Here is an 11,376-nt window from a genome sequence, read left to right as displayed (position 1 = left end):
GGGTGTGATGGCGAGTACTCAGCGTGCTGATGTCGTCATCGTCGGAGCCGGACCATCGGGTGCGGTGGCGGCGAAGCGGCTGGCGGCCGAGGGACTGAGAGTCGTGACCCTGGAGCAGGGTGACTGGCCCGATTACTCGAAGGCGCGGGCGGGCGAGAGCGACTTCGAGATCACCGCGAATCGCTATTGGAACTGGGATCCCAACGCGAGGGCAGCTGAAGCTGACTATCCCGTCGACGACGCTGAGAGTGAGATCACTGCGCTCATGTACAACGGCGTGGGTGGTGGGACCGTGATTTATGCGGCCCACTGGGAGCGGTTCCTTCCATCTGACTTCGCAGTCCGGACCCTGGATGGAGTCGCCGACGACTGGCCGTTCAGCTATGAGGATCTCGCCCCCTTCTACGACACCGTCGAGAAGGACTTCGCGGTGTCGGGACTCGAGGGTGACACGTGCTATCCCGAGGGTCACGTTCCGCCGCTCCCACCCGTGCCCATGAACCGGATCGGACGTCTTGGCGGCGAGGCCCTGAACCGACTGGGTTGGCACTGGTGGCCCGCGACCAATGCGATCGCCACGGTCAAGCACGGCGCGCTGAATCCCTGCGCGCAGCGCACCTCGTGTCTGTATGCCTGTCCGACCGCTGCAAAAGCCTCGGTCGACCGCACGCACTGGCCTGCGCTCGTGAAGCAGGGGGTGGAGTTGAGGACCGGGGCGCGTGTCTCACAGGTCATCGTCGGGTCCGACGGTCTCGCCGATGGCGTCGTCTACGTCGACGGGGACGGTGTCGAGCACGTCCAACACGCAGACGTCACCATCCTGTGTACGAACGGGATCGGAACACCACGCCTGCTCCTGATGTCAGAGACGACAGGACACTCTGACGGCCTCGCGAACTCATCGGGGCTCGTGGGCAAGCGGCTCATGATGCACCCCTTTGCGACTTCTATCGGAGTATTCGAAGACGACTTGGAGAGCTGGCGAGGCCCCTGGGGGCAGCACCTGCACATCATGGAGTTCTACGAGACCGACAAGAGCCGGGACTTCGTCCGAGGGGCCAAGTGGGCGCTCATGCCGACTGGAGCCCCGCTCGCCATGATGCTCCCCGGATTGTGGGGTGATGCCGACGTCTGGGGCGAGAACTTCCACGACACGCTGCGCCGGCGACTCGGGCGTTCGGCGATGGTCGGGATCATCTGCGAGGACCTGCCGGAGGAGTCCAATCAGGTCACGTTGTCGGCGACAGCCACCGATTCGAGTGGGCTTCCTGCGCCGAAGGTCACATATCGGAACTCGGAGAACTCGAAGAAGATGATCCGGTTCCAGGTCGAGCGGGCCGAGGAGCTGTTGCGGGAGATGGGGGCCTACGAGGTCATCTCGACGCCCAACATCGATGTCTCCGGCTGGCATCTGCTCGGCACGGCCCGCATGGGAACCGACCCCGGGACGTCCGTCGTCGACGAGTGGGGACGAACCCACGATGTTGAGAACCTGTTCATCTTCGACGGCAGCACTTTCCCTACCTCGTCGGGCGTGAATCCGACGGCGACGATCGCAGCCAACGCGCTCCGATTCGCCGACCACCTCGCCCGGGACCGGCGATCGGTGACGGTGCCGTCATGATGCCCCAGACCGCTCCAAAGCTCACCGCCAGTCAACGAGCAACGCTCGCCGGTCTGGGCGACGTTCTGATTCCCGCCGACGACACGATGCCCAGTGCCAGTGAGGCCGGGGTCGCAGGGCCCCTCGTCGACGCCGTCCTCCGTGTCCGCGACGACCTCGCTGAGGGTCTCGCCGCGGTCCTGGACCGGACCGAGGGCACAGATCCCACCGATGCCGTCGAAGCTCTCCGATCCGACGATCCCGATGGTTTCGGAATCCTCACCTTCGTCGTCGCCGGCGGATACCTGATGGATCGTCGGGTGGGGGAGTTGCTCGGGTACCCGGGGCAGGAGGCGAAGGAGGTCGACCCCCACGACATCGTCGGCTTCGTCTCCTCGGGGATCCTCGACCCGGTAATCGAACGGGGACCAATCTATCGACCCTCGCCGGACAGGAAGGCCTGACATGTCGAATCTCCTCCAAGGGATAGTCGCCGCAACGGTTCTACCGTTCCGAGACGACGGCGCCCCGGACCTGGACTCCTACTCGCGATTCGTCGATCACCTCGTGATCGAGGGCGTCGGGGGTCTGGCGATCAATGCGGACTCCGGTGAAGGGATGTCGTTGTGGCCGGCCGAGCGGGTCGACGTCGGCAAGGCCGCGGTCGAGGCCGCGGCGGGGCGGGTGCCGATCGTCGCCGGTGTCATGGCGTCGTTCACCGACCTGGCCTGCCGCAATGCGGAAGAGGCAGCTGGCTACGGCGCCGACGCTCTCCTCGTGTTCCCCAACGCCCACCTGCGCGGCCGCCCGCTCGACCCCGAGGTCCCGCTGCGCTACCTGCGGCGGATCCACGAAGCCTCGGGCCTTCCGATCGTGGCGTTTCAACTCCAGGACGATCTCGGTGGAGTCGTGTACGAGCCCGAGACGCTCGAGGCGATCGTCACGAGTCCTTTCATCACGGCGATCAAGGAGTCCACCTTCGACGCCTACAAGTTCAGGCGGACGATGAGCCTTGTCCGCTCGGTCGCCCCAGATGTCTCTTTCCTGTCCGGCAATGACAACTTCATCCACGAGAGCTTCGTGCTCGGGGCGGACGGGGCGCTCATCGGTGCCGGTTCGATCGCCACCGGCCTTCAGGTTCAGATGTTCGATGCGGTCCGCCGCCGCGACTACGAAGCCGCCGCTGGCATCGCCGAGAAGATCGAACCGTTGATGGTCGCCGTTTTCGGAGCACCGATTCGCGACTATCGCGCTCGGACCAAGGAAGGGCTCGTCGCCTTGGGTCTGTTCGAGAACGCGAGCGTCCGTGAGCCGCTTCTCGACTGCCCGGCAGAGGAGGCCGACGCGGTACGTCAGGCTCTCGTGGTCGCAGGGCTGTTGGAGTCCGGCGAGTGAAGGTCGGCCTTTCTCTGTGCCCTGAGGTCGGTCGTTGGTCGGACACCGTTGCGCAGGCACGCCTCGCGACGGAACTGGGCTACGACTCAGTCTGGTTGCCCGAGCACCATCTGATGGAGGCGTATTCGCCGTCGCCGATGTTGGGTCTCGCTGGCCTGGTCGAGTTGACGGGCGACCTCCTTCTGGGAACCGACATAGTCGTCGCGCCGTTTCACCATCCCGTCCGGATCGCCGAGGAGGCCGCGCAGCTCCAGGACATGAGTGGTGGGCGGTTCGTCCTCGGCCTCGGTCTGGGGTATCGACCCGAGGAATTCGCAGCGTTCGGGGTTGCCTTCGACGACCGTGCATCGATCTTCGAGGAACAGCTCGAAGTGGTCGGCGCTCTTCTCAAGAGCACCGGCGTCAGCTTTGCGGGCCGACACTACCTGCTCGACGATGTCACGATTTATCCTCGGCCCGCTCCCGCCCCCCCGATCTGGGTCGGCGGATGGGTTCCCCGGGCGGTGCGACGCGCAGCCCGACTTGCCGACGCATGGTTCCCAGGGCCGACTGCGACTGTTGCCAAGGTGGCGGCCTGTCTCGATACTTATGACGCGGAACTCGCAGCGCTTGGAGACGAGCGTGACGAACTCCCGATCTTCCGTGAGGTGTGGGTCGCCGACAACGACGCGGATCTGAGCCACGGCGTTGAACGGCTCGAGGCGATGTACTCGGACGACTACGTCTCCTGGGGGCACAGGAACGTCCAGGGAGCCGCCGAAGTCCGTGACGACCGGTTCATCGTGGGTGATCCGGAGGCGGTCGCCCAAGGGATTGCGCGGCTACGCGACGAGCTCGGGGCAACCCACCTCGTCGCACGGCTGCACGGTCACGGCGTACGACAGGACCACGTCGAGCGCGCCATGCGACTGCTCGCAGGACCCGTGCGCGATCAGCTGGGCGTGAAGTCGTCATGAGCGTCGACGTGCTCGACGCCGCGATGAGTCAACTGGAACGCGCCGATCAAGCCGACGAGGCCGACGGCTTTCCCCATTTCGCCGATCCGGTCACGGGCGAGTGGACGACCTCGCCCGACGGCGACTGGACCGGAGGCTTCCACGTCGGTCAACTATGGCTCGGCGTCGCGTCGGGGCTGCGGCCCGACCTCGCCGACTCGGCCGCGCGTTGGGCTCAGAAGCTCGCTTCCCGGGTATCGACCGACACCGTCTTTCGCGGCTTCCTCTTCTGGTATGGCGTGGCCGCGGGTGCGCGACTGAGCGGTGACCAGGGACTTCGTTCACTCGCCTGTCGAGGAGCAGAAGGGCTCGCCGGGTCCTACGTGGACGCCGCTGGTCTGCTGCCCCTTGGCAGTGCCGGTGAGGAAGCCCACTCTGTCGGCCCGGGCGAGGCGAACATCGACGGGGTACCAGGAGGGACGCCTCTGCTCGCCTGGGCTGCGGAGGAGCTCGATGAGCCGGAGATGCGGAGTAAGGCGCTGTCCCATGCCCGCCGTCACGCCGAGTGGTTGGTGCGCGACGACGGGTCGGTCGTTCAATCGGCATCGTTCGACACGGCGACGGGAGGACTCGTGCGGACCTACACGCACAAGGGCGTTTCGGACGACAGCACGTGGACCAGAGCACAGGCGTGGGCGCTCCTGGGCTTCGCTCAGGCCTCGGCGGTCGAAAGATCCTTCGACGACGTTGCGAGCGCAGTTGCGGACTGGTGGATGACTCACCTTCCCGAATCCGGTGTGACGACCTGGGACTTCGACGATCCTGATCCGAACGCACCCACCGACACGTCGGGAACTGCCATCGCCAGTGCGGCTCTTCTCAAACTCGCCGAACTCGGTATCGGCGATTCCTCCGGATACCGGCAGTGCGCAGAACGATCGGTCGCAGCTCTCGTCGAGAACCACCTGAAAGCGGACGGGCGGCTCGTCGACGGCTGTTACAACAACCGGATCGGGCTCGCGACGAACGCCGAGCTGGTGTGGGGTGACTACTTCCTCCTCGAATCCTGTTGTGTCCTCGGTGGCCGGCTGTCCGCAACGGAGCTGTGAGGCGACGATGAGCGAACTTCGAAGTCAGTTCACGGAAGGTTCGACCCGCTGGGCGGTCCGTCGGGCCCAGTGGCGCTCGATGGGCATCTCCGATTCGGACATGGCGCGACCGAAGATAGCGATCGTCAACTCTTCAAGTGGGTTGTCGAGCTGCTACTCCCACCTCGACGACCTGGCAGTGGTGGTCAAGGAAGCCGTGGCCGACGCTGGCGGTTTGGCCTTCGAGATCCGCACCGCTGCTCCGAGCGACTTCGTTACGAGCGCCGGAAGGTCCGGCAGGTACCTGATGCCGTCGCGGGACCTGGTGGTCAACGACGTGGAGGTCCAGGTCGAGGGAGCTGTTCTCGACGGGATGGTCTGCCTGGCCTCGTGCGACAAGACCACCCCTGCCCAGCTCATGGCTGCGGCACGTCTTGACATTCCGACGATCATCGTCATCGGTGGGTTCCAGTCGGCCGGTTCGCTCGACGGGGAGCGCGTCGACATCGACACGGTCTACGAGTGCATCGGCCGCTACTCCCGGGGGGACGTGTCGCTCGACCAGCTCACCGCGTTCACCGAGCACGCGATCACGTCTCCCGGTGTCTGCGCCGGTCTCGGAACCGCCAACTCGATGCACATCATGGCCGAGGCCCTCGGGATGACCATGCCGGGTAGCGCCCCGGTCCGGGCGACGAGCGAGACCATGAACCACCTCGCACGCCAGGCCGGCGAACGGATCGTGGCCATGATCGGGGAGGAGCTGCGTCCGCGGGCAATCCTCACTCCCGGGGCTTTCCTGAACGCCGTTCGCGTTGCGCTCGCTATCGGAGCCTCGGTCAACGTCGTCCGCCATCTCGCCGCAGTTGCGGTCGAAGCCGGGCTGGACCTGGACGTGGTGCGCCTGATCGAGGAGGCCCAGGACACCCCGCTGTTGTGCGGTGTGAAGCCCAACGGTCCGGCTCTCGTCGAGGATCTCGAGGATGCCGGAGGTTGTGGGGCCGTGTTGTCCCGTCTGTCCGACATGATCGATCTCGATCAGCTCACGGTGAGCGGACTCACAATCGGCGAAGTTCTCGAAGAGAGTGAGCGGAAACCGGGCGACCTGCTCAGAACGGTCGACGACCCTTACGCGCCGTTCTCAGGCCTGATGATCCTCCGTGGAACCCTGGCCCCGAACGGCGCCATCGTGAAGAGAAGCGCAGTGGAGGGTGCACTCTCGACCTTCACCGGTCCCGCACGGGTATTCCGGACCGAGGCCGAGGCGATGGATGCCCTGGGGAGTGGAGAGATCCAGGCAGGAGACGTCGTCGTCCTTCGCGGTCTCGGTCCGAAGGGCGGACCTGGCACGGTCTTCGCTGCCAGCTTCGTCGCGGCGGTCGCCGGAGCCGGAATGGCGACCGAGATCGCCGTCGTGACCGACGGCGAACTATCAGGGCTGAACAGGGGTCTCACGGTCGGCCAAGTCATGCCCGAAGCCGCCGAAGGCGGTCCACTCGCGGCAGTCCGTGACGGCGACATGATCGAGATCGACCTCGACCGGCGCGCTCTCGACCTGGTCGTTCCCGCGGATGAAGTAGCGGAGCGTCTCGCTGGAGAACCCGTGCTCGATCCGGCACCACGGGGTTGGCTCCAGATCTACCGCCGAAACGTCTCGCCCATCGAGCACGGCGCCACGATCGTCGGAGAGCCGGAGCGCCGGCAGTGAAGGATCGGCATGACGTCGTCGTCTGCGGCGCCGGGATGGCCGGGCTCACCGCTGCCGTCGCCGCGCAGGACGGAGGCGCCGATGTCGTGGTCATCGAGAAGGGCCCATCCTGCGGTGGGTCGGCCGTCATCTCGAACGGATTCGTCTGGACACACGATTCCCTCGATCGTGTCCATGAGCTGGTCCCGAACGGAAACCCGGAACTGCAGGGCATCGTCGTCGACAATCTCGATGCGGACATGGCATGGCTCGCGACCCTGGGCCTGCGCACCGGCCCGAAACGGCAGGTGCTCGACTACGGGTCCGGCTGGCAGGTGGACCCCAATGAGATGATCGACACGCTCCGGTCCACGTTCGAGCGGCGTGGTGGCGACGTCCTCCTCGACACCCCCCTGCGTCGGTTCCGCTCCGAGGGAGTCGACAGGATCGTGGACTGTGGCGACGGTCGGACGGTGCGCTGCGGGGCTGTCGTGGTCGCCACGGGTGGATTCCAGGGCGACGGTGCTCTCGTGTCGGCCCACTGCGCACCTCCTGGGAACCTCTATCACCGTTCGAATCCGTGGAGCACCGGCGACGGACTCGCTGCTGCGACGGCGATTGGCGGCGCGGTGAGTCGTGGGATGAATCACTTCTACGGGCACGCGATGCTCGCACCGCCCAGCCGATTCGGACCGCGTCAGTTCGGTGAGGTCACGCAGTACCAGGGCCACTTCTCGGTGGCGCTGGACCTTGACGGCGTCCGGTTCGCCGTCGAGTCGCGTGGTACCGGCGAGGAGGTCCTCAACCAGAGCCTCGCAAAACGGCCGGGAGGCACTGGGGTCTACATCGTCGATGCTGCGGGAGCCGAACGCTTCTCGCTCCCACCTGACCTGCTGAAGACGTCGACGGTGCTCGAGAGGGCTCATGGGTACGGCGCCGCGGCGACAGCGGACGACCTGGATGATCTCTGCGATGCGCTCTCCTCGTGGGGGGTGGCACGCGAACGGGCTCGACGCGAGCTCGCTCGGGCAACCGAGCCTGAGGCAGGGAGTGCACCCGCGCTGGGAGCCGGGCCCTACAGCGCCGTGCTCGTCAAGGCTGCCATCACCTTCACGATGGGAGGACTAGCCGTCGACGAGACGATGCGCGTGCTTGACCGCGCCGCGAGCACGTCGCCCTTGGCGACGCTGGTCGACGACTTCTCGCAGTTCCGCCAGCGGCCCATCGAGTGGCTGTTCGCCGCAGGGTGTGATGTGGGTGATGTCAGTCACGATTCGTACGTCGGTGGGCTGGCGACCGCTCTCACGACCGGACGCCTTGCCGGGGCAGGCGCAGCGGCCTCGGTCGCGCCCTCACCGATCGGAGCAAACCGATGAGCAGGTCCGAGCGTCCCAGTGGCCTCGTCCCGATCAAGCAGGTGGACGTCTACACGGAGGTCCGTCGCAGTCTCGAGGGCCTGATCGACAATGGGGCATACGAACCGGGCGACAAGTTGCCGGGCGAACGCCAGCTCTCAACCGATCTTGGGATCTCGCGCATGGCGGTGCGCGAGGCGATGAAGGTGCTCGAGTACATGGGCCGGGTGGAGATCCGCCACGGATCCGGGACATTCGTGAAGGCGGTCGGCGGCGACCCCCTCGTCCAGCACCTGCTCGGTGATCGTGAGATCGACGAGGCCTTCATCAGCGAGCTCGTCGATGCCCGCGCGGCGATCGAGGAGGCTCTCGTTCGGGCCGCCGTGGACAACCTCGACGACGAAGCCGCTGCCGGTCTTGCCCGAGTCCTCGAACGCAACGAGAGAGAGCAACTCGAAGACCTCGAGGTCGGCTCGCTGAACCTACTGTTCGAGCAGCGGATCGCCGGTATCGCCGATAGCGCCATTCTTGCCTCGCTCCAGAGGGCCATTCACGAAGTATGGGTGATCGCGCTCGGACAGCTCGGTCTTTCGCCCGGGCACAAGGATCGGCTCCACCAAGAGCACCTCGAGATCTATGAGGCGATGGTCGCCCACGATGTGGACACGGCAACGGAACTGATGACGAATCACGTGCGCAGTGTGCGTCCGGGCATGGTTCCCGAGGAGCAGGAATGATTGGCGAGGTGGCGATCCGGCTGGAGGGATTGTCCAAGTCCTTCGGCGGAGTCCGTGCTGTTCGGGACGTCACCCTGGACGTCCGCTCGGGGGAGATCCTCGCCCTCGCCGGAGCCAATGGTGCAGGGAAGTCGACGCTGGCGGCCATGGCCTCGGGTGCACTCAAGCCCGACTCCGGATCGATCAGCCTCGGTGGTCACACCTATGACGCCCTCAGTCCGGTGGAGGCTGTCGAGCACGGTGTCGTCATCATTCGTCAGGAGCCCGAGTTCGTGCCCACGCTGAGCGTGGCCGAGAACCTCGCGCTCGGCCGGGAGAACGCCCGGTTCGGCATCGTCAGTCGACGCCGACAGCGCCGACGAGCGTTCGCCGCGCTGCGTCGCATCGGCGTCGAGCTCGATCCTGATACGTCCGTGGGAGATCTGTCGCCGGCCCTGCGGCAACAGGTCGAGATCGCAAGGGCCCTCGCTCAGGGCGAGGCCGTCGCGTTCTTCGACGAGCCCACGGCCGCTCTCGGTCCCGGAGAGACCGAAGTCCTCTTCGATCTGATTCGCCGTCTCGCGGCCGAAGGTGTCGGCATCGTCTACGTGTCGCATCGCCTAGAAGAGATCTTCGCGGTGTGTGATCGCGTCGCCGTCCTGCGGGACGGCGAGCTCGTGACCGATCGCGCGATCCACGAACTGGACGAGGACGCACTCGTCGAGCTCATCGCGGGACGGCACCTCGATCGTCCCGAAGCACGCTCGGCCCTTGGTCGTCGGGGTGAGGAGGTCATGGTCCTCGCTGGTGTGTCCTCACGGGGCCAAAGGCTCGACGACGTCGACCTCGAGCTGCGCAAAGGCGAGGTGCACGGGGTCTTCGGCATCGTGGGTGCTGGGCGTACGCGACTCGCACGTCTGCTCGTCGGGTTGGAGGCGCTGGACAGCGGATCGATGACACTCGACGGCGCGAGGTACTCGCCGAGCTCACCTCACGCCGCAGGTCGACATGGCGTCATGATGGTGCCCGAGGACCGCAAGAACGCCGGCGTCTTCGCGATGATGACTGCCGCTTACAACCTCACAGCGTCGCGGCCACCGTCTGGGGCCGCCGGTTGGATCACGCATCGCCGCGAGCTCGGAGCTTCGACGGATCTGATGGAGCGCCTCGACCTTCGGCCGCGGGCTCCCCGGCAGCCCGGCTCGTCGTTCAGTGGCGGGAATCAGCAAAAGCTCGTTCTCGGTAGGGCGATCGCCGTGGCGGACCGGGTCCTGGTGGTCGATGAGCCCACCCGTGGCGTGGACATCGGCGCAAAATCGGAGATCCACCGACAAATCCGCGAGCGCGTCGCGGCCGGGGTCGCCGTCCTCGTGATCAGTTCGGATCTGGAGGAACTGCTGGAGTATTGCGACGTGATCACCGTGATGAGCCGGGGAACGGTTGTGGCGGACTTCCAGCCACCGTTCGACCATGTCGCCATCGTTGCAGCGGCAACCCGGGGTGACACGAAGGAGCGCACTGGTGGCTGAGCTTCAAGACAGGCCTGAATCACCGGTGGCCGACGGCGCCCTGGCGCCCGACGAACGACGCTCCGAGGGTTCTGAGGCCACGGGTTGGTCCGCCGTGATTGCGCGGTGGGCACGCCGAAACTCTGCTGTCGCATCCGTCACGGTGGTTCTCGTCGCGATAGTCGTCTTCACGGCGATCCGCTCCGATCGTTTCCTCACGGCCGGGAACATCCGAAACGTTCTCTTGCAGTCAGCTGTCCTCGCGATCGTGGCATCGGGGATGACCCTCCTGATGGTCTCCGGTGGCATCGACCTCTCGGTTGGGGCCATGGCATCGCTGGTCGGTGTCGTGGCGGCCGAGATGATGAACGACGGCGGAAGCGTGTTTCTTGCCATCATCACGGCGCTCGCGCTCTCTACGACGATCGGAGCCACGAACGGCGTACTCGCTGCGTACAGCAGATCCCACCCATTCATCGTCACACTCGGCGTCGGCATCTTGTTACGCGGAATCGCCGTTCGGATAACCGATGGCCTCCCCATCTCTGGACTCCCTCAGGGGTTCAACCGGTTCGCATCGAACCAGTCGCTCGGATTGGCGAACCCGGTCTGGTTTGCGATCGGTGCACTGATTCTCGTCGCTCTGGTCCTCCGGTACACCGTTTTCGGGCGGCGGCTCTACGCCATCGGTGGAAACAGCACCGCCGCTGAGCTGGCCGGGGTCCGTGTCCGGCGCCAGAAGATCGCCCTGTACGCGGTGAACGGATTGCTGGTCGGGGTGGCCGCTCTCCTGTTGACGAGCCGCATCTCCTCGGCCAGTGCCTTCATGGGCGACGGCTTGGAGCTGCGGGCGATCGCAGCCGTGGCCGTCGGAGGTACACCGCTCGCCGGGGGCCGAGGTGGGGTCGGGGGGACGCTGATCGGCGTTCTGTTGCTCGGGGTCATCTCCAACAGCCTCAACCTGCTCGGGATCGAGTCCGCGTGGCAGGACGTCATCGAGGGATCAGTCGTCGTCGTGGCGGTCATGTCCCAGCGCAGCCGCACCTAGGCGCCCAAGATTTTCGCTCAGTTCCAGAACCAAGAGAGGGA

The 11,376-nt window shown here is 65.9% G+C and carries 10 protein-coding genes; all 10 read left to right on the top strand.

All coding sequences use genetic code 11. The features are described from left to right. Positions 1-7 precede the first annotated feature (7 nt). The 10 genes from RIE08_04355 (at position 8) to RIE08_04310 (ending at position 11,335) form a co-directional block, all read left to right on the top strand. Positions 8-1,624, top strand: coding sequence for a GMC family oxidoreductase (locus RIE08_04355; protein ID MEQ8716821.1), 1,617 nt, complete (start codon positions 8-10; stop codon positions 1,622-1,624). After that, positions 1,621-2,067, top strand: a complete 447-nt coding sequence (locus RIE08_04350; protein MEQ8716820.1) for a hypothetical protein — start codon at positions 1,621-1,623, stop codon at positions 2,065-2,067. The genes RIE08_04355 and RIE08_04350 overlap by 4 nt, the downstream gene beginning before the upstream one ends. Position 2,068: 1 nt before the next feature. Continuing rightward, positions 2,069-2,998: a dihydrodipicolinate synthase family protein gene (locus RIE08_04345; protein ID MEQ8716819.1), complete on the top strand. Its 930-nt coding sequence runs from the start codon at positions 2,069-2,071 to the stop codon at positions 2,996-2,998. Beyond that, the gene (locus RIE08_04340) at positions 2,995-3,954 is read left to right on the top strand and encodes an LLM class flavin-dependent oxidoreductase (protein MEQ8716818.1); all 960 of its coding nucleotides are present in this window, start codon (positions 2,995-2,997) and stop codon (positions 3,952-3,954) included. The genes RIE08_04345 and RIE08_04340 overlap by 4 nt, the downstream gene beginning before the upstream one ends. Then, on the top strand, positions 3,951-5,042 hold the full coding sequence (locus tag RIE08_04335) for a glycoside hydrolase family 88 protein (protein MEQ8716817.1): 1,092 nt from the start codon (positions 3,951-3,953) through the stop codon (positions 5,040-5,042). The genes RIE08_04340 and RIE08_04335 overlap by 4 nt, the downstream gene beginning before the upstream one ends. Before the next feature lie 100 nt (positions 5,043-5,142). Next, positions 5,143-6,729, top strand: coding sequence for a dihydroxy-acid dehydratase (ilvD, locus tag RIE08_04330; GenBank protein MEQ8716816.1), 1,587 nt, complete (start codon positions 5,143-5,145; stop codon positions 6,727-6,729). Further along, positions 6,726-8,084 carry an FAD-dependent oxidoreductase gene (locus RIE08_04325; GenBank protein ID MEQ8716815.1) on the top strand — a complete coding sequence of 453 codons (1,359 nt, stop codon included), beginning with the start codon at positions 6,726-6,728 and terminating at the stop codon, positions 8,082-8,084. Before ilvD ends, RIE08_04325 begins: the two co-directional genes overlap by 4 nt. Continuing rightward, on the top strand, positions 8,081-8,800 hold the full coding sequence (locus RIE08_04320) for a GntR family transcriptional regulator (GenBank protein MEQ8716814.1): 720 nt from the start codon (positions 8,081-8,083) through the stop codon (positions 8,798-8,800). Before RIE08_04325 ends, RIE08_04320 begins: the two co-directional genes overlap by 4 nt. Then, a complete protein-coding gene (locus RIE08_04315) occupies positions 8,797-10,308 on the top strand; it encodes a sugar ABC transporter ATP-binding protein (protein ID MEQ8716813.1) in 1,512 nt (503 codons plus the stop codon). Before RIE08_04320 ends, RIE08_04315 begins: the two co-directional genes overlap by 4 nt. Further along, entirely contained in the window at positions 10,301-11,335 is a 1,035-nt protein-coding gene (locus tag RIE08_04310; GenBank protein MEQ8716812.1) for an ABC transporter permease, read from the top strand. The genes RIE08_04315 and RIE08_04310 overlap by 8 nt, the downstream gene beginning before the upstream one ends. Positions 11,336-11,376 lie beyond the last annotated feature (41 nt).

This window comes from Acidimicrobiales bacterium, from assembly GCA_040219085.1.
Classification (GTDB): Bacteria; Actinomycetota; Acidimicrobiia; order Acidimicrobiales; family JAVJTC01; genus JAVJTC01.
The sequence above is the reverse complement of the archived record's forward strand: the minus strand, read 5'-3'. Positions and strand labels throughout refer to the sequence as shown.

Bases quoted from the DNA above. Each gene is read 5' to 3' on its own strand.
- RIE08_04355 (MEQ8716821.1), top strand. From the start codon at position 8: ATGGCGAGTACTCAGCGTGCTGATGTCGTCATCGTCGGAGCCGGACCA.
- RIE08_04350 (MEQ8716820.1), top strand. From the start codon at position 1,621: ATGATGCCCCAGACCGCTCCAAAGCTCACCGCCAGTCAACGAGCAACG.
- RIE08_04345 (MEQ8716819.1), top strand. From the start codon at position 2,069: ATGTCGAATCTCCTCCAAGGGATAGTCGCCGCAACGGTTCTACCGTTC.
- RIE08_04335 (MEQ8716817.1), top strand. From the start codon at position 3,951: ATGAGCGTCGACGTGCTCGACGCCGCGATGAGTCAACTGGAACGCGCC.
- ilvD (MEQ8716816.1), top strand. From the start codon at position 5,143: ATGGCGCGACCGAAGATAGCGATCGTCAACTCTTCAAGTGGGTTGTCG.
- RIE08_04320 (MEQ8716814.1), top strand. From the start codon at position 8,081: ATGAGCAGGTCCGAGCGTCCCAGTGGCCTCGTCCCGATCAAGCAGGTG.
- RIE08_04315 (MEQ8716813.1), top strand. From the start codon at position 8,797: ATGATTGGCGAGGTGGCGATCCGGCTGGAGGGATTGTCCAAGTCCTTC.